Source organism: Kribbella sp. NPDC020701, assembly GCF_055562215.1.
Genome location: NZ_JBVHFT010000002.1, coordinates 197332 through 214327 on the forward strand (window position 1 = coordinate 197332; position 16996 = coordinate 214327).

Below are 16996 nucleotides of genomic sequence, written 5' to 3' on the forward strand. Positions count from 1 at the left end.
CAAAGAGGGTGTCACATTCTTACGTAAGCAGCGTTCGAAAGGTAACCCCTTGACACGCATTCAGCACTGGCGGTGCTGAATCTGTGCGGATATTCCTGTTGGAATCCGCGGTCCGGGCGAGCGAGGTTGGATGCATGGCAGCTGACACGAACAAGACCCGCCGGATCGGTGACGTCGAGGTGTCCGCGATCGGGCTCGGCGGGATGCCGATGTCGATCGAGGGCCGGCCCGACGAAGCCCGGTCGATCGCGACCATCCACGCCGCCCTCGACGCGGGGATCACGCTGATCGATACCGCCGACGCGTACCACCTGACCGCGACCGATGTCGGTCACAACGAGAGCCTGATCGCCAAGGCACTGGCGTCGTACGGCGGTGACACGTCGAACGTGCTCGTCGCCACCAAGGGCGGCCACGAGCGTCCGGGCGACGGTCGCTGGACCGTGGACGGCTCACCGAAGCACCTGTTCGAGGCGGCCGACGCGTCGCTGAAGCGGCTCGGTGTGGAGGCGATCGGGCTGTACCAGTTCCACCGGCCCGACCCGAAGACGCCGTACGAGGACTCGATCGGTGCGATCCGGGACCTGCTCGACGCGGGCAAGATCCGGCTGGCCGGCATCTCGAACGCGAACCCGGCCCAGATCAAGCAGGCCAACGAGATCCTCGGCGGCCGCTTGGTCTCGGTGCAGAACCAGTTCTCCCCCGCCTTCCGCTCCAGCGAGCCGGAGCTCGAACTGTGCGACGAGCTCGGCATCGCGTTCCTGCCCTGGTCCCCGCTCGGCGGCATCTCCAACGCCGGTGATCTCGGCTCCAAGCACCCCGCCTTCCACCAACTCGCCGCCGACCTGGACGTAAGCCCCCAGCGCCTGACTCTCGCGTGGATGCTGGCGAAGTCGCCGTACGTCATCCCGATCCCCGGCTCCAGCCGCCCCGAGACCATCCGCGACTCCTACTCCGCCACCGACCTGACCCTCACCTCAGACCAGGTAGCCGCGCTCGACGCAGCCTGATTCTGCTGGCCTCCCCAGGGCTCGATTGCAACAAGTGGCAGTTGTCCACAGATCATCCGAGCCCGCCCCACGTCGACCGCTCGGACCGCTAGAGTCGAGTTTCGGTGCCACTCCGTGACGACGGAGTTGCACTGAGTACGCATGAGGCAGCCGACTCTGGGGAGGCTTACGTGGGCATCTGCGTCCGCTGCGGGAATCAGCGAGATCCGGTCGGACAGAGTTGCCCGCACTGCGGTGCGACCGGTGCTCGACCGGTCGACCCGACCGTGGCGTCGTTCCAGGAGCAGCCCGGCCCGCCGACCGCTCCTCAGAGTTCCTGGCAACCGACTCCCTCACCGGTCGCCCTCCCGGCGCCGCGGGACTCGATCGGAACGAAGCTGCGCCGGGTGTTCAGCCGGCCGCCGGGCTACCAGAACACTTTCGTCTGGTTGATCACCGGCATGCTGCGCAACCCGCGCGGTCTGATCGGCGCGCTCATCGCCAGCTGGTTCAACCTGCCGGTGGCCATCCTGCTCGGCGGGGTCGGCATGGTCGCCGGCGGCGCCCTCGGGTACTTCGGTGGCGCGTTCGGCGGCAACAACACCGCGGACTCCTGGGTCCGCGACATCCCGGTTCTGGACAGCCTGCTGGGCAGCGCCTTCCTGCAGGGCGGCGGCATCCTGGGGATGTTGCTGGGCGCCGCGGCCGGAGCACTCGGAGGCTTCCTTGCCGGCCTGCTGCTGCCCTGGATCGCTGTGACCGCCGCGAGCCCGTCGGACGGGATCGCCCGCTTCCTCGGACAGCTCGTGGTCGCCTTCCTGTGCGGTTTCCTCTACACCCTGTATGCCATCGCCACCGAGAACTGGCGGATCCGCATCGTCGACGGGGGCCGGCGACCGAGCCGGCGTGAGCGTGAGCTGATCGGACCGGTCCTGGAAGACTGCGCTCGCCGGATGGGTCTGGCGTCACTGCCTGTCCTGATGATGGTCGACGACCGCGTTCCCAACGCCGCCGCGTACAGCCGCCACATCATCGTGAACGTCGGGTTCCTGGACATGTTCGAGTACGAACGGGAGCCGCTGGCCGGGGTGCTCTGCCACGAGCTGACGCACTGGCGCAACGCCGATTGCGTCTCCAACTATTTCATCCGCGGTGTCGCCCTCCAGCTGTACATCGCGTACAACGTCTGCACCTTCCTGCTGCGGTGGACGCGGGGAATCCTCGCCTTCGTCATCTGGCTCGCGACCTGGCCGATCCTCGTGGCCATCCGGTACTTCGTCATGCCGCTGCAGATGGCGGGCATACAGGCCGCCGAGTACCGAGCCGACCAGGGCGCGGTGTTCGCGGGGCATCGCGAGGGGATCCGCACGGTCCTCGCGAAGCTCCGGGAGAGTTTCGACGGCGCCCGGAACGGCTGGGACATGTCGATCCTGGCCTCCCACCCCGCCAGCGAACTGAGACTCGAGCGGGTCGAGGAGCCAGGCATTCAGTACCCGCTGCCCGACGCCGACCGGCCGGACGTACCGACGCCGGTGATCATCACCAGCTCGCTGGCCAGGGATTGATCGCCGGATGAACCAGGCATGGCCGCAGATCCCGCCGTTCGGTGTCGAACCACGCCGGCAGGTCTTCCTCGGCTGGGACGCCCGCGGCGGATACAAGCGCTGCTGGAGTGCACCGGAGGACTCGGTCGGCATCGTCGGTCCGCCGCGCTACGGCAAGACCTCCGGGCTGATCGTCCCGTCGGTGCTGTGGTGGGAGGGCCCGCTGGTCTGTACGTCGGACCCGTGGCGACATCCTCGGCTTCACCGGCGACCGCCGGCGTGCGCTCGCCGCGCCGTACAGGGGATCGGTCAAGGTGTACGACCCGTTCGGCAGCGAGTATCCCGAGTTGTCGATGAAGTGGTCGCCACTGGCCGACTGCGAGAATCCGTCGGTCTGCTACCGACGGGTCGCGGCGATGACCGCGGTCGCGGGTCAAGGCGTGCAGGACGGGGACCACTGGCGGGGAGGTGCGGCGGCGATCCTGCGCGCGTACTTCCACGCCGCGGCGCTGGAGGGCCTGCCGATCTCCGTCGTACGGCGTTGGCTGATGGCCCAGGAGACGCGCGATCCAACGGCGATCCTGCGGTTGTCGTCCAGCCCCGGCGCGATGTGGGCCGACGACCTCGACGCGGTCAGGCTGCTCGGTGACCGGGAACGCGGCAGCTTCTACTCGGTCGCCCGCAACACGCTCGAGGCGACGTCCGAGCCGACCGTGCTGGCGTCGTGTTCGGCGAACGAACTGGACATCGACGAGTTCCTGGACAGCAGGTCGTCGTTGTTCATCATCGGGCCGTCGCACCAGCAGCAGGCGATCGCACCCCTGATGGCCGGGCTGGTCGACAGCATTGCTCAACGCGCCTCCGAGCTCGCCGCCGCCCGCGGCGGCCGACTCGACCCACCCCTGCTGCTGGCCCTCGACGAGGTCGCGAACATCGCACCGCTGCAAAGCCTCCCGTCCCTCGTCAGCGAGGGCGGCGGCCGCGGCATCGTCACCCTGTGGGCCACGCAGAGCCTGGCGCAGCTCCGCAACCGGTACTGCGTCGAACCGCAGGCGGCGATCCTGGCCGCGACCACCGCCAAGTTGATCTTCGGCGGCATGTCGAACGGCGAGGACCTGCACAACATCTCCTCATGGGCCGGCGAAGAACGCCAAACCACCACCAGCACACAGCTCGGCCCGCAGTACGGCGCCTCTCCGACCACCGGCGCCGTCGGCGTCGGCGCCGCCATCGCCGGTCAGAACCACACCGTCAGCAACATCTTCCGCCCGGCCCTCCCCGTGAACGCGATCCAGATGCTCCCGCCGTTCCACGCCTGGCTCTTCTGGCGCAGCGAACCGCCCTTCCAGATAGAAGCCCGCCCCGCCGGCACAATCCACGAATTCACCCGACTACAAGGCTTCACCCATGACCACTGACGACTACGAGTACCTGGCAAGGGTCTCCAAGAGATACAAGGAGTCCGTGGACCGTCCAAGCGGTCTCTGGCGCCGTCGCGGCGACGAGCTCGAGTACCTGTCGACGGTCGACATGTCCTGGCATCCGCGCGGTGATGTGTACGTACCGCACCCCGACCTCTTGGTGCCGATCTCCATTGAGCAGGTTCAGATCCTGCTCGCGGATCGCCAGCGATTTGCCCGGTACTGGGTCGAGCACTTGAGCCCGGACAAGGGCGACCTTTACGAGGACACACTGGTTTACAGGCAGCTCCTGAGCCCCGAGGGCCGTATCGACGAGGGCTTCGGCCTCACCAACACGTGGGTCCGAACCCAAACCATCAGAGACTTCCAAGCCGCCGGCCCCCACGACCACCCCGACCTGGAACCTATCGACCGCGAGACCGCCGAACGCCTCATCCAAGAGACCTGCGGAATCACCGGAGCCACCAAGCTATGACCACGATCGACGTATGCACGCAAATGAAGGGTTTCACCACATGAGCACCGACGACGACTACGAATACTTCGCCCGGGTTTCGAAGGCACGTAAGGAGTCTGCGGATCGTCCGAGTGGCCTGTGGCGGCGCCGCGGCGATGATTTCGAGTACTTGTCGATGATCGACTGGTCGTGGCATCCGCGCGGCGAGGTGAACGTTCCGCACCCCGATCTTCTGGTGCCGGTCACAGCCGAGCAGGTGCAAATGCTGCTCGCGGATCGGCAGCGATTCGCGCGGTACTGGGTCCGATACCTGAGTCCAGAGAAAGGAGACCTCCACGAAGACACTCTCGTCTACCGGCAGCTCCGGAGTCCCGAGCGCATGGTCGAAGAGGGCTTCGGCCAAGCCAACACGTGGGTCCGGACACCGGACATCAGAGACTTCCAGGTTGGCGGACCGCACGACGTCCCCGACCTGGAACCCATCGACGCCGAGACCGCCGAACGACTGATCCAGGAGACTCGCGGAATTTCGGGAGCCACCGAGCTGTGAGTCCAGGACCCTGGCGGGGCAAGGGACACGAGGATCAACTACGTCTCGATGCCGACGAGAATGAGACAGTTGAGGCAGCTCATTTACGCGCTGTACGACGGCGGCGACGGCTCGACGACGCGCTGGAGGAGAGCAGGCGCGCCACCGCCCGCTACGACAGCAACCTGGAAGGCCTCCGCTACTCGCTGAAGAGTCTCAAGTCCTTTCGGAGCAAGGTTGCGCGCCGCTCGCCCTTGGCGACGGCGCCCGCGGCCGCCTACTCCACCAACGATCTCAATCGCTACACCCTGACGTTTCCCAGTGAGCAATACACCGAGGGTGTACTCGCGTGCTACGAGAACCTGCGAGCTCAAGGGTTCATCAAGGTCAAGGACCGCAACAGCTGGAACAGCCCGGACTACCGCGGCATCAACTCGACCTGGGCAATGGTCGGGTCGGACGGGCGGGCACAGCACATGTTCGAGGTGCAGTTCCACACTCCACAGAGCTTCGAGGTCAAAGACAAGGCCAACCATCTGCTGTACGAGCTGGATCGCGCCGGTCAGTCGGACGACCCGGACTACTCGGACGCGATACGTCTGCTTCAAGCCGAGAGATACGGCGACATGGAGTCGCCACCGGGGCACGAGCGTATCTGTCCTCCAGAGCCCACCGAGACAGTCGACCCAGTGCCTCAGACTGTCATCGATCAAGTCCTAGCAGACGAGGAGGAGCTTCGGCAGCGGAAGGCCGCCGAGGCCCAGGAAGCCCCGGAGTGGGAAGCCGACCGCGAGGACTCACAACAGGATCCACTGACGGAACCCGACGAGGACCCCGGCTCCGAAACCACCACAGACCTCGAAGAAGACGAACCTCGTCCCACCCCAGACCGAGACGCCGACGCCGAGGCCGACGCGGACGCCGACGCCGACGCCGAGGCCGAGGCCGACGCCGACGCCGAGGCTGACGCGGATGCCGAGGCCGACGCCGAGGCGAACGCCGACGCCGAGGCCGACGCCGAGGCTGATGCCGACGCCGACGCTGACGCCGATGCGAACGCCGACGCGGATGCCGACGCCGACGCCGATGCCGACGCGGACGCCGAGCCTGATGCCGACGCCGAGACCGAAGCCGAGGCTGACGCGGACGCTGATGCCGAGCCCGAGCAAGAGCCCGAGGCGGATGCGGATGCTGGGGCGGGTGGGGGTTATGCGGAGCAGGCCGCGGCTGATGATGCGCGGGTTGCGGAGGCTATGGAGTCAGAGGCGGGGGATGCGGGATATGGGGATGGGATTACTCGTCCGGCACCGACTACGACAGTTCGGCTGACAGCGACTACGAGAGTTCGGCTGCCGGCGATGCGGGGAGGGAGTGACTATGGCGTCCAGGCCGCCTTGGGTTTGGGACGAGTCGAGTGAGGAGGTTCGGGAGGAGTCCTGGGATGGGTTGGCGGGGTGGGTTGCGTGGCTCGAGGAGGCCTATGCGCCTTGGGTGATGTTGCCGCCATGCTGGCCGGTGCATGAAGGTCTGCGGACCGAGCTGACGATGTTCTGGTACTGGCATCGCTGGGTGATGTCGGCGGCTGTCAACCCGATCGACGGCGTCCGGTGGCACAACGAGTTGCGCAGGTCGGCGGTCGCGTGGCGCGAGCTCGCCACCTGCCGGCACGAGCCGCCGGTCGCGCACCACACCCAGATCCTGGCCGCCCGGCAGGCCACGCTCGACGAGTACCTCGACCAAGTACGCCGTACCGCGGTATCCCCGGCCAAGGAGACGTAACGGTGCAAACCACCCAGCCCAGCCGACCCGTCAGCCCGTTCGTCGAACCCTGGAAGCCCTCGCCGCGCGCGACGCTGATCACCGCGGTGGTCGTCGCACTGATCGCGGTCATCAGCACCGCGAGCTTCGTGGTGCAAAGGATCTGGTTCACTCCGGAGTCCGTCGTCAACGGGTACTACGCGGCACTCGCCGACCGCGATGCCCAGAAGGCGCTCACGTACGGCGGCAGCGGTGACACCGCGACCGGTGACTTGATCAGCTCGGACAGGTACGTCCCACCGACCAAGGTGACGATCGACGACCTGAAAGACGACGGCAAGGACAGCCAGACCGCCAAGGTCGGCTTCGTGATCGGCGACACCAAGGCGAGCGGCGAGGTCGACCTGCACCGCAAGGACGAGCTGACCTGGGGTCTGTTCCGCGGCTGGGAGCTGACCGGCGACCGGCCGACGATCGAGATCAGCACCCCGGCCCCGGTCGCCGTACAAGTCAACGGTCACGCGCTGAACGCCGGGGACGAGTCGGCCAGCCTGGAGGTGTTCCCCGGCCGGTACGTCGTCGACCTGGTGGACAACCCCCTGGTCGAGAGCGATCCGGTCACCGTCGACGCGGCCTTCGGCGACAGCACCGTCGAGCTGGTCCCGCGGATCAAGGCCGAGGCCAAGACCACCGTCGACGGGCAGCTCAAGGAGTACCTGAAAGGCTGCCTGATCGCGGCGACCAAGCCGGATCACAACTGCCCCTTCTCGATCAGCATCGACGTCACCCGGCCGGCCTGGCGGATCGACAAGTACCCCACGATCGAACTCCGGCTGGCGGACGACGGCAACGTCGTCGCCGAGACCACCTCCGAGGGTCAGGCGACCTTGACCGGCACCGGGTACGGCGGCTACCCGGTCAACGACCCCACCTCGTTCACGGTGTCCGGTCCGGTCACCGTCGAGCAGGGCGCGATCAAGTTCCAGCCGGAGTGACGGGAACCATGAGCCGACCAGGGATGGGCTCCGGGAAGGTGGCGGCGATCGTCTTCGCCGCCAACCTCGTCGTCTGCGGGCTGATCGGGACCAGCCTGCTCCTGCTGCGTACGCCGGACCATCAGGCGACCGCGGCAGAGCCGAAGACGGAGCCGAAGACCTCGACGAGTACGCCGACCGCACCCGCACCGTCCACGCCGATCAGCAGCTCCGTGCCCAAGAACACCCGCACGAGCTCAGCGCCACCGACCAGCGCTCCGAACGACTTCCAGGACGTCTCCGGTCCGGGCGGGCTCACCACCAAGATCCCGGCCGGATGGCAGGCGAAGGTCCGGTCGGGCGGGACCGACACCCAGGCGACCGACCCCGCACATCCGACCAGCTTCCTGCGCTACGGCGGTTCGACGTCGCCGAACCAACCGCTGATCGAGATCATGCGGAACGCCGAGCGCAGCTTCAGTACGAAGTACCCCGGCTACCGGCTGATCGGGCTCCGACCGGGCACCTGGCGCGAGCACGAGTCGGTCGGCTGGGAGTTCGAGTTCGACACCGCCGACGGCCGCAAGCACGTCGAGTCGGTGTACTGGCGGGCCGGCGGTCTCGACTATGTCTTGTACGCGTCGGCGCTGGCCTCGAACTGGCCGACGATGAAGTCCGTCTACACGACCGCCTACAACGCCACCAACCCGTGAGCACGACGAAACAGGACGTGACCGATGGCTGAGGATCCCGCCGCCGACGTCGAGCGGTTGCACCGAGAGCTGCTCGCGCAACCGGACGACAACGAGCTTCGGGCGCAGCTGGCCCGGGCCATTCGGCGAATGACCGAGGCGTCGCTCGCCGTCACCGTCTATCAGGTCCGGCTGATCGCCAGCGAGCGACAGCGCCGGCTCTGCCGGCAGGCGGCCGCGCAGATCCTCGAGCTCGCACCCTGGGACGGCGAGCTGCGAACCTTTGCGACCGGCCTGGCCGCCGAAGTCGAGCAGGGCGGTCGCTGGGTCTGGCAGAGCCGGCCCGCGGCGATCACACTGGCAGTCTGCGCTGTCGTCGTCGGGCTCGGGCTCGTCGTGACCGGCGGCCTCACCGGCGACGTCACGCTGATCGTCGGCGCCGCGCTGGTCAGCAGCGCAGCACTCGCCTGCATCGTGCTGGCCTTCCGGCGGCAGAGCTGGCAACTCGCCGCCCGGTCGGCCGAGACCGTGATCGAGTATCCCGGACTCTGACCGCGGTACACGTCGGCCACGCGGGGCGGTGCGGGGAATGACTCGCCGGGGAGTGGCGTTCTGGTAGTTTAATAGTGAACTACCTGGTGCAGGTGCGAGCGAGGAGGACAGATGCAGTTCGGTGTGTTCAGCGTCGGGGATGTGACCGAGGACCCGACGACCGGGACGACCGTGAGCGAGGGCGAGCGGATCAAGGCGATGGTGGCCATCGCCTTGAAGGCCGAAGAGGTCGGCCTAGACGTGTTCGCGCAGGGTGAGCACCACAACCCGCCGTTCGTGCCGTCGTCGCCGACCACGCAGCTCGGGTTCATCGCCGCGAAGACGTCGAAGATCATCCTGTCCACCTCGACGACCCTGATCACCACCAACGACCCGGTGAAGATCGCCGAGGACTACGCGATGCTGCAGCACCTGGCCGAGGGCCGGGTCGACCTGATGATGGGGCGCGGCAACACTGGTCCGGTGTACCCGTGGTTCGGTCAGGACATCCGCAACGGCATCGCGCTCGCGGTCGAGAACTACGCCCTCCTGCGCCGGCTCTGGCGCGAGGAGGTCGTCGACTGGGAAGGCAAGTTCCGTACGCCGCTGCAGGGGTTCACGTCGACCCCGCGGCCGCTCGACGGCGTACCGCCGTTCGTCTGGCACGGCTCGATCCGGTCACCCGAGATCGCCGAGCAGGCGGCGTACTACGGTGACGGGTTCTTCCACAACAACATCTTCTGGCCGATCACCCACACGGCGCGGATGATCGAGCTCTACCGCAGCCGCTTCGAGCACTACGGGCACGGCGCCGCGGACCAGGCGATCGTCGGTCTCGGCGGCCAGGTGTTCATGCGCAAGAACTCGCAGGACGCCGTCCGGGAGTTCCGGCCGTACTTCGACAACGCGCCGGTGTACGGACACGGCCCGTCGCTGGAGGACTTCACCCGGGAGACTCCGCTGACGGTCGGCAGCCCGCAGGAAGTGATCGAGCGGACGCTGTCGTTCCGGGAGGCCTTCGGTGACTACCAGCGGCAGCTGTTCCTGATGGACCACGCCGGGTTGCCGTTGAAGACCGTGCTGGAGCAGCTGGACATCCTCGGCGAAGAGGTGGTTCCGGTGCTGCGCAGGGAGTTCGCGGCGAAGAAGCCGGCGCACGTGCCGGACGCGCCGACGCATGCTTCACTGAAGGCCGCCGCCGAGCGGGCGCGCGACCTGGAGACGATCGAGGAGCCGACGGTATGACCGAGCGAGTGATCGCTGTGGTGACGGCCGGGCTGACGACGCCGTCGTCGTCCCGGCTGCTCGCCGACCAGCTTGCGGCCGCGGTCCAGGACGAGCTGTCCGGCCGCGGGATCGAGTCTCGGATCGAGCTGATCGAGGTGCGCGACCACGCGCACGACCTGACCAACAACCTGCTCACCGGCTTCCCGACGGCGTCCTTGCGGACCGTTCTGGACACGGTGACCGCGGCCGATGCGCTGATCGTGGTCAGCCCGACCTTCAGCGCGTCGTACTCCGGGCTCTTCAAGATGTTCTTCGACGTACTGGATGACCAAGCCCTGGCCGGCAAGCCCGTCCTGCTCGCGGCAACCGGCGGTACCGAGCGGCACTCGCTGGTCCTCGAGTTCGCCCTGCGCCCGTTGTTCGCCTACCTGAAGGCAGCCCCGGTCTCGACCGCCGTATACGCCGCCTCGACCGACTGGGGCCCGAACGCGGCCAAGCTCCGCACCCGCATCGCGCAAGCAGCCACCGACTTGGTCGCGGCGCTTCACCATGAGAAACCGACCCCGACCGACCCGTACGACAACCCCACCCCGTTCGAGGACCTGCTCAACAGCTAGGCGGACCGCTCCTCGATCAGCAGACCGATCCCGTCGAGGATCCTGGTCAGGCCGAACGCCAGAGCGTGGGCTGGGTCGAGGACGGATTGGAAGTGTTCGCCGACCGCGGTGCCGACGCGGCCGGCGACGGGGAGGTGCTGAGCCGTACCGGACATCACGTGCGTGAGGGTCGGCGAGATCTGACGCCACCACTCCTCGTCGGTGAGGCCGGAATCGCGTTGGGTGCGGAGTTGTTCCGCGCCGGCGCGGGCGGTGCCCTGGACGTGGGTGAGAACCAGGGTGAGGGCGGAGTCCATCTCGACATCCGTGAGGCCGAGGCCGTCCAGGGGACGTAGCTCGGCCTCGTACTTCTTCGTGATGTTCGGGCCCAGCGCCGTACGCATTGTCGGGACCTCGTGGATCCACGGGTGCTCGGTCAGGACGTCCCAGTTGCGGTGGGCGATGAACTCCAGAGCTCCCCGCCATCCCCCGGGCTGACCAGCCGGCTCGTCGACGTCGGCGTACAGGTCGCCGTACACACGGTCGAACATCAGGTCGGTCAGCTCACCCTTGCCGGGCACGTGGGTGTAGAGCGACATCGTGCCGGCCTTCAGCCGCTCGGCGACCATCCGCATCGAGACCGCCTCGAGCCCCTGCGCGTCGGCCAGCTCGATCGCGGCGTCCACGATCGCGCGGACGGTCAGGCCGGAGCGGCCGGCCTTTGTATGACTTCCCCAGAGCAGCGCCAGGCTGCGCGCCGGATCGGGCGCGGCCACCTTCTTTCCAGTCAACGGGAACATTCTCCAGCCGGTCGTCGTCGACCCGATCGTACCTGAGTCGTACAGTGTACGGTACAGTCTACGACTCAACCGGGCGAGAGGTGGGACGTGACTACGGAACGTGTGATCGAGGCCGTCGGCGTACGGAAGCACTACAAAGGCGGCACCGAGGGGGCCGGCCTGAACGGATTCGACCTGGAGGTCACGGCCGGCACGGTGACGGGGCTGCTCGGCCCCAACGGCGCCGGCAAGACGACAGCGGTGCGGATCCTCTCCACGCTGCTGGAACTGGATTCCGGTACGGCGACCATCGCGGGGTACGACGTCCGCCGGCAGGGCGCCGAGGTCCGGCGCCGGATCGGGCTGGTCGGGCAGTACGCCGCGATCGACGAAGTCCTGACCGGACGGCAGAACCTGGTCATGTTCGGCCGGCTGAACCACCTGGGGCACGCCGCCGCCGTACTCCGGGCGGACGAACTGCTCGAGCGGTTCAGCCTGACGGACGCGGCCGGGCAGGCGGTCAGCAAGTACTCCGGCGGCATGCGGCGGCGGCTCGACCTCGCGGCGAGCCTGATCGTGGCCCCACGGGTGCTCTTCGTGGACGAGCCGACGACCGGTCTGGACCCGGCCGGGCGGCTCGAGGTGTGGTCCGCCGTACGGCAACTGGTCGACGGCGGAACGACGGTGCTGCTGACCACGCAGTACCTGGAGGAGGCGGATCAACTGGCGAACCGGATCTCGATGCTCAAGGATGGCAAGGTCGTTGCCGAGGGCACCCCGGACGAGCTGAAGTCCCGACTCGGGTCGGACTGGCTGGATCTCGTACTCACGGATCCCTTGGACGTCACCACAGTGGTCGAACTGGCGAAACCCCTGGCGGACGGGGATATCCGGGTGAGCGACGTGCGGATCAGCGTGCCGGTCAAGGACCGCACCAAAGCCCTGGTGGTGATCGCCAACTCGTTGCATGAGGCAAAGATCGAACCGGAGGACATCACTTTGCGCAGACCCACCCTGGACGAGGTCTTCCTACACCTGACGGGACCAGAGGTGGCCGCATGACGGTGCTTTTGGCCGGGCCTTCGGCACCGGCAGGGTCATGGGGCTTTGACTTCCGGCCTTCCCTCGTCGCTCCACTCGCTTCGCTCCCTCCGCTCCTCAGTTCAGGCCGGGAGGCCCCATGACCACGCTCGGATGGGCGCTGGCGGACAGTTGGACGATCGCGCGGCGGACGCTGGTGCACTGGCGGATGCAGCCGGGGATCGTGATCTTCAACTGGTTCTTCCCGGTGCTGATGTTGCTGATGTTCGGCGCGTTGCTGGGCGGCGCGATGGACTTCCCCGACGGTGAGTCGTACTACGAGCTGCTCGTGCCGGGGATCTTCGCGCTGTCGATGCTCTTCGGGCTGGAGGGCACGATGACCGCGGTCACTCAGGACAAGGACAAAGGGGTGACGGACCGCTTCCGGTCGTTGCCGATGAGCTCGGCGGCGGTCGTGCTCGGGCGGTGCATCGCGGACATGCTCGATTCGATGGTGACGCTGCTCGTGCTGGTCGCGACCGGGCTCGCGCTCGGCTGGCGGTGGCACGAGGGGCTGCCGTCCGCGCTGGGTGCGTTCGGGTTGCTCCTGCTGCTGCGGTTCGCGTTGCTGTGGATGGGGATTTTCATCGGACTGACGGTGAAGAACGCGCAGAGCGTGACGATGATCCAGGTCTTGGTCTGGCCTATCGGCTTCCTGTCCAGCGCCTTCGTCGCCACCTCGACGATGCCGTCCTGGCTCGGCACCATTGCCCAGTGGAACCCGCTGTCCGCGACGGCCACGGCCTCCCGCGCCCTGTTCGGCAACCCCGACCCGTCGGCCACCGCGACCTGGATCGGCACCCACGCCGAACAGGCCGCCCTCATCGCGCCCGCCCTACTGATCGCAGTCTTCCTCCCCCTCTCCGCCCACCGCTTCCGCACCCTCTCCCGCTGAGCCGGACCTCCGCCACTCACCAAACCTCGATCCAACGCCGGCCGCACCTCCCGGTGAGCGTGCAGCGGGGCGACGGATCGAGGTTGGTGAGTGGCGGGAGTCCGCCTACGGCATCAGTTGGCCGCCATTGACCTCGATGATCTGGCCGGTGACGTAGGAGGCCATCCGGTCGGAGGCGAGGAAGAGGATGGTGCCGACGCACTCGTGCGGGGTACCGGTGCGGCCCATCGGGATGGTGCCGACCAGCGCGGTCAGCTGCTCGTCGCCGGTGTGCCGGTCGTGGAACGGGGTCTTGATGACACCGGGCGCGATCGCGTTGACCCGGATACCCTCGGGCGCGAGCTCCTTGGCCAGTCCGCGGGTGAAGGTGCTGACCGCGCCTTTGCTGGTCGCGTAGACGACCGACCCGCCGCCACCGCCGTTGCGGCCGGCGATCGAGGTCACGTTGACGATCGCGCCACCGCCCTGGGCGCGGAACACCGGCACGATCCGGCGGCTGAGCGCGAACACCGACGTCAGGTTCACGTCCAGGATCCGGTGGAACTCCTCGTCCGGTACGTCGGCCACCGCGGTCCGCTTGACCAGGTCACCGGCGTTGTTCACCAGTACATCGATCCGGCCGTGCTCCGCGAGTACGTCGTCGATGAAACCGTCGGCCGACTTCGGGTCGGCCAGGTCCGCCTGGTGCAGGGACGCCGTACCGCCGGCCGTCTGCACCGCGCCCACCGTGTGCTTCGCGCCGTCGGAGTTGCGGTGGTAGTGCAGCGCGAGCGTCGCCCCGGTCTCCGCGAATCCCACCGCCGCCGCAGCCCCGATCCCACTGCTGGCGCCCGTCACCACCACGACCTGATCCCTGAAATCCAGATATCCCATACGCCCTATCCTCTCCCGATCGCCCACGGTCGTGCGCCGGGGAACGCGCCGCGAGCGCGGTTGCTCGTGCGGAGTGGGCGGTAGATTCGATGGATGGGATACGCGCTCGGGGAGCTGGGGCTGCGGCGGTGGCGGACAGCTGACGCGCTGCGGCTGGCCGCGGCTCACCAGGATCCCGAGATGAGAACCCAGGGCGGGATCGTGGACCGGGCGTCCGCGGTGGACTGGATCGGCCGCGTCGCTGACCTGGACAACGGGCACGTGTACGCCGTCGCCGATGCCGACGACCACCCGATCGGGTGCGTGGCCGTGACGAACATCGACCGCCACCAGGTGGGCTGGACCTGGTATTGGACCCTCGCCGACATCCGCGGCCACGGCGTCGCCCGGGACGCGCTCCGCGCTCTCGCCGACTGGGCCCACCACGACGCCGGCCTCTACCGGCTCGAGCTCGGCCACCGCCTCAACAATCCCGCGTCCTGCGCGGTCGCGGCCGGCGCGGGCTTCCTCTCCGAGGGCCTCGAACGCCAACGCCTCGCGTACGACGGCTCCCGGTACGACGTCGAGCGCCACGCCCGCCTGATCACGGACCCGCTGATCCCGCCCCAGCGCCCAGTCTCCATCAGCGTCTGACGTCCGCCTGGATCTGCACCCAGCAAGCAGTCGGAGGCCGATCAGGCGGCGTTGGTTATCCAGTTCTCCTCTCCAGAGCCGTGTGAGGTTTCCCCTTGTGGATAAGGGCTGTCGGGGCCCCCGCTGGATTTGCCGCGATCTGATAGCGGTGCATAGAATCGCACACATGTTCGAAGGAGACCTGGCGACGCTATCGACAGCCGACCTGCTGGAATCGGCCGCCGAACACCGCGCCGAGGCCAACCGGTCCGACGCCCGCCTCCTCGAACACGCCCAGATCTACGCCGACCGCTACCACCCATCCGCGCACCCATCGGCGCAGCCAGGCCGGGCGGGCCGCCGGTCCTACGACGGCCGGGAACGGGCGGTGGTGCTGGGTGGCGACGGCTGCCCGGAGATCCTGGAGTTCGCAATCGCCGAGTTCGCGGTCATGCTGGGGATCTCCCAGCGGGTCGCCGCCAACTACCTCGGCCAAGCCTTGGCGCTGCGGCACCGGTTCCCCTTCACCTGGGCCAGGGTCCAGGCCGGTGAGGCCACCCCGTGGAAGGCGTGCCGGATCGTGGCCGACTGCGCGGAGCTGTCCGAGGACGCCGCCGCCTACGTCGACCAGCGGATCGCGCGACTCATCGACTCCATCACCCCGTACCGGCTGAAGAAGATCGTCCAGGCCGCGAAGATGCACGCCGATGCCGACCTGGCCAGAGCCGAGGCCGACGAGAAGACCCGCGAACGGGGCGTGTTCGTCGGGCACAGCAACGAGCACGGCACCAAGACCATGTACATCAAAGCCGCCGCCGGCGCAGTCATCCGCAACGAGGCGACCCTCGACGCGATCGCCGACGCGTTGAAGACCCTCGGCGACACCCGCCCGGTCCAACACCGGCGCGCGGACGCGGTCGGCATCATCGCCGACGCCCGCTACACCCAAGAACTCCTCACCCAAGCCCGCCACCACCACCTCACCACCCCAGCAACCGCCCAGGACACCACGCCCCCAGACTCCGGTGCGCTGCACACCGTCCGCACCGCCGAGTCCGGCACCGACCACTCCCCGACCCCATCCCCCTCTCCCGATCGCGTGATCGCCCACCCGGCCGCCTCCACAAGCGGACCTACCTATCCCGATCCCACCACCTCTGCCGCAGGCACCGGAGCCGGCGCCTGGCGCACCGACGAAGACCTCCGCCACGACGCAGCCACCGACTCGGCGAGCGACTGGAGCGAGCCGGGTCCGGACAACGAGGCCGACCGCGACGCACCCCACCCCAGCACCAGCGACCTGCCCGACCCCCTCGACACCCCAGACACCGTGCCGATCGAGCCGTTCGACCCATCCGATCCCGGCCTACGCCTCGACCCCGACGACGGCGGCGAACCTATGGACGCCGCCGCCCAACGGACCCTGCGCGCCCGCCTCGCGCAGATCAAACATGACGCCTACACCAGCCCCACCACCGGCGACAGCACAAATCACACCGGCTGCGGCACCCGCCACGGTGGACGGTTACACCCGGGACAGACCGAGATCTACGTCCACCTCACCGACCACACCCTCGCCACCGGCACCGGCGTACTCCGCGCCGAAGGCATCGGCCCCCTGCTTGCCGACCAACTGAGCGACCTCGTCGGCCACAGCCCCTACACCGTCAAGCCCGTCATCGACCTCAACGACGCCGTCAGCGTCGACGCCTACGAAACCCCCGACCGCATCCGCGAACACATCAAACTCACCCACCCCGTCGAACTCTTCCCCTACGGCACCCAAGAAACCCACCACGGCATGGACCTGGACCACCTCCACCCCTACGACCTCCTCGGCCCACCCGGCCAAACCAGCACCCTGAACCTCGCACCGCTGGGCCGCTTCGGCCACCGGGTCAAGACCCACGCCCCCGGATGGACCGTCCACCGCCTCGACTACAAGACTCTGGAATGGACCACGCCCCACGGATTCGCCTTCCATGTCACACCTACCGGCACTTTCAGGGCGATGCCAGGAGCATGATCGCAACACCCGG

The 16996-nt window shown here is 68.0% G+C and carries 18 protein-coding genes; 16 read left to right on the top strand and 2 right to left on the bottom strand.

The window, feature by feature from the left end; all coding sequences use genetic code 11:
- Positions 1 to 134 precede the first annotated feature (134 nt).
- From ACZ3HV_RS04365 to ACZ3HV_RS04420, 12 genes are all read left to right on the top strand, one after another.
- Positions 135 to 1010 (top strand): aldo/keto reductase, encoded by an 876-nt coding sequence (locus tag ACZ3HV_RS04365; protein ID WP_465680797.1) that lies wholly within the window; start codon positions 135 to 137, stop codon positions 1008 to 1010.
- A gap of 170 nt (positions 1011 to 1180) precedes the next feature.
- Positions 1181 to 2554, top strand: a complete 1374-nt coding sequence (locus tag ACZ3HV_RS04370; RefSeq protein WP_465680799.1) for a M48 family metalloprotease — start codon at positions 1181 to 1183, stop codon at positions 2552 to 2554.
- A 293-nt stretch (positions 2555 to 2847) separates the two neighbouring features.
- On the top strand, positions 2848 to 3951 hold the full coding sequence (locus tag ACZ3HV_RS04375) for a type IV secretory system conjugative DNA transfer family protein (protein WP_465680801.1): 1104 nt from the start codon (positions 2848 to 2850) through the stop codon (positions 3949 to 3951).
- Positions 3941 to 4429, top strand: a complete 489-nt coding sequence (locus tag ACZ3HV_RS04380; protein WP_465680803.1) for a hypothetical protein — start codon at positions 3941 to 3943, stop codon at positions 4427 to 4429. The genes ACZ3HV_RS04375 and ACZ3HV_RS04380 overlap by 11 nt, the downstream gene beginning before the upstream one ends.
- A gap of 40 nt (positions 4430 to 4469) precedes the next feature.
- Complete coding sequence (locus ACZ3HV_RS04385; RefSeq protein ID WP_465680804.1) at positions 4470 to 4961, top strand: hypothetical protein; 492 nt, start codon at positions 4470 to 4472, stop codon at positions 4959 to 4961.
- The gene (locus tag ACZ3HV_RS04390) at positions 4958 to 6358 is read left to right on the top strand and encodes a hypothetical protein (protein ID WP_465680806.1); all 1401 of its coding nucleotides are present in this window, start codon (positions 4958 to 4960) and stop codon (positions 6356 to 6358) included. Before ACZ3HV_RS04385 ends, ACZ3HV_RS04390 begins: the two co-directional genes overlap by 4 nt.
- A gap of 97 nt (positions 6359 to 6455) precedes the next feature.
- Positions 6456 to 6719 carry a hypothetical protein gene (locus ACZ3HV_RS04395; protein WP_465680808.1) on the top strand — a complete coding sequence of 88 codons (264 nt, stop codon included), beginning with the start codon at positions 6456 to 6458 and terminating at the stop codon, positions 6717 to 6719.
- Between the two features lie 2 nt (positions 6720 to 6721).
- Positions 6722 to 7693: a hypothetical protein gene (locus ACZ3HV_RS04400; protein ID WP_465680810.1), complete on the top strand. Its 972-nt coding sequence runs from the start codon at positions 6722 to 6724 to the stop codon at positions 7691 to 7693.
- 8 nt (positions 7694 to 7701) lie between these two features.
- The gene (locus ACZ3HV_RS04405; protein ID WP_465680812.1) at positions 7702 to 8385 is read left to right on the top strand and encodes a hypothetical protein; all 684 of its coding nucleotides are present in this window, start codon (positions 7702 to 7704) and stop codon (positions 8383 to 8385) included.
- Between the two features lie 24 nt (positions 8386 to 8409).
- The gene (locus tag ACZ3HV_RS04410) at positions 8410 to 8916 is read left to right on the top strand and encodes a hypothetical protein (protein ID WP_465680814.1); all 507 of its coding nucleotides are present in this window, start codon (positions 8410 to 8412) and stop codon (positions 8914 to 8916) included.
- 111 nt (positions 8917 to 9027) lie between these two features.
- Positions 9028 to 10140: an LLM class flavin-dependent oxidoreductase gene (locus tag ACZ3HV_RS04415; RefSeq protein ID WP_465680816.1), complete on the top strand. Its 1113-nt coding sequence runs from the start codon at positions 9028 to 9030 to the stop codon at positions 10138 to 10140.
- Positions 10137 to 10739: an FMN reductase gene (locus ACZ3HV_RS04420; protein WP_465680818.1), complete on the top strand. Its 603-nt coding sequence runs from the start codon at positions 10137 to 10139 to the stop codon at positions 10737 to 10739. The genes ACZ3HV_RS04415 and ACZ3HV_RS04420 overlap by 4 nt, the downstream gene beginning before the upstream one ends.
- Here the strand turns inward: ACZ3HV_RS04420 and ACZ3HV_RS04425 are convergent.
- Positions 10736 to 11509 carry a TetR/AcrR family transcriptional regulator gene (locus ACZ3HV_RS04425; RefSeq protein WP_465680820.1) on the bottom strand — a complete coding sequence of 258 codons (774 nt, stop codon included), beginning with the start codon at positions 11507 to 11509 and terminating at the stop codon, positions 10736 to 10738. The genes ACZ3HV_RS04420 and ACZ3HV_RS04425 overlap by 4 nt on opposite strands.
- A 96-nt stretch (positions 11510 to 11605) precedes the next feature.
- Between ACZ3HV_RS04425 and ACZ3HV_RS04430 the strand changes: the two genes are divergently transcribed.
- Entirely contained in the window at positions 11606 to 12559 is a 954-nt protein-coding gene (locus ACZ3HV_RS04430; RefSeq protein ID WP_465680822.1) for an ATP-binding cassette domain-containing protein, read from the top strand.
- A 118-nt stretch (positions 12560 to 12677) separates the two neighbouring features.
- Positions 12678 to 13472 carry an ABC transporter permease gene (locus tag ACZ3HV_RS04435; RefSeq protein WP_465680824.1) on the top strand — a complete coding sequence of 265 codons (795 nt, stop codon included), beginning with the start codon at positions 12678 to 12680 and terminating at the stop codon, positions 13470 to 13472.
- A 105-nt stretch (positions 13473 to 13577) separates the two neighbouring features.
- Here ACZ3HV_RS04435 and ACZ3HV_RS04440 read toward each other — a convergent pair whose 3' ends face one another.
- Entirely contained in the window at positions 13578 to 14345 is a 768-nt protein-coding gene (locus ACZ3HV_RS04440) for an SDR family NAD(P)-dependent oxidoreductase (RefSeq protein WP_465680826.1), read from the bottom strand.
- 93 nt (positions 14346 to 14438) lie between these two features.
- On the opposite strand from ACZ3HV_RS04440, the gene ACZ3HV_RS04445 reads away from it, so the two are divergent.
- A complete protein-coding gene (locus ACZ3HV_RS04445; RefSeq protein ID WP_465680828.1) occupies positions 14439 to 14978 on the top strand; it encodes a GNAT family N-acetyltransferase in 540 nt (179 codons plus the stop codon).
- A gap of 166 nt (positions 14979 to 15144) precedes the next feature.
- Positions 15145 to 16983, top strand: coding sequence for a DUF222 domain-containing protein (locus ACZ3HV_RS04450; protein WP_465680830.1), 1839 nt, complete (start codon positions 15145 to 15147; stop codon positions 16981 to 16983).
- The last annotated feature ends 13 nt before the right edge of the window (positions 16984 to 16996 follow it).

Excerpts from the sequence above, each read along its gene's own strand:
- ACZ3HV_RS04420 (WP_465680818.1), top strand. The coding sequence starts at position 10,137 with ATGACCGAGCGAGTGATCGCTGTGGTGACGGCCGGGCTGACGACGCCG.
- ACZ3HV_RS04380 (WP_465680803.1), top strand. The coding sequence starts at position 3,941 with ATGACCACTGACGACTACGAGTACCTGGCAAGGGTCTCCAAGAGATAC.
- ACZ3HV_RS04450 (WP_465680830.1), top strand. The coding sequence starts at position 15,145 with ATGTTCGAAGGAGACCTGGCGACGCTATCGACAGCCGACCTGCTGGAA.
- ACZ3HV_RS04410 (WP_465680814.1), top strand. The coding sequence starts at position 8,410 with ATGGCTGAGGATCCCGCCGCCGACGTCGAGCGGTTGCACCGAGAGCTG.
- ACZ3HV_RS04440 (WP_465680826.1), bottom strand. The coding sequence starts at position 14,345 with ATGGGATATCTGGATTTCAGGGATCAGGTCGTGGTGGTGACGGGCGCC.
- ACZ3HV_RS04365 (WP_465680797.1), top strand. The coding sequence starts at position 135 with ATGGCAGCTGACACGAACAAGACCCGCCGGATCGGTGACGTCGAGGTG.
- ACZ3HV_RS04405 (WP_465680812.1), top strand. The coding sequence starts at position 7,702 with ATGAGCCGACCAGGGATGGGCTCCGGGAAGGTGGCGGCGATCGTCTTC.
- ACZ3HV_RS04415 (WP_465680816.1), top strand. The coding sequence starts at position 9,028 with ATGCAGTTCGGTGTGTTCAGCGTCGGGGATGTGACCGAGGACCCGACG.
- ACZ3HV_RS04385 (WP_465680804.1), top strand. The coding sequence starts at position 4,470 with ATGAGCACCGACGACGACTACGAATACTTCGCCCGGGTTTCGAAGGCA.
- ACZ3HV_RS04435 (WP_465680824.1), top strand. The coding sequence starts at position 12,678 with ATGACCACGCTCGGATGGGCGCTGGCGGACAGTTGGACGATCGCGCGG.
- ACZ3HV_RS04445 (WP_465680828.1), top strand. The coding sequence starts at position 14,439 with ATGGGATACGCGCTCGGGGAGCTGGGGCTGCGGCGGTGGCGGACAGCT.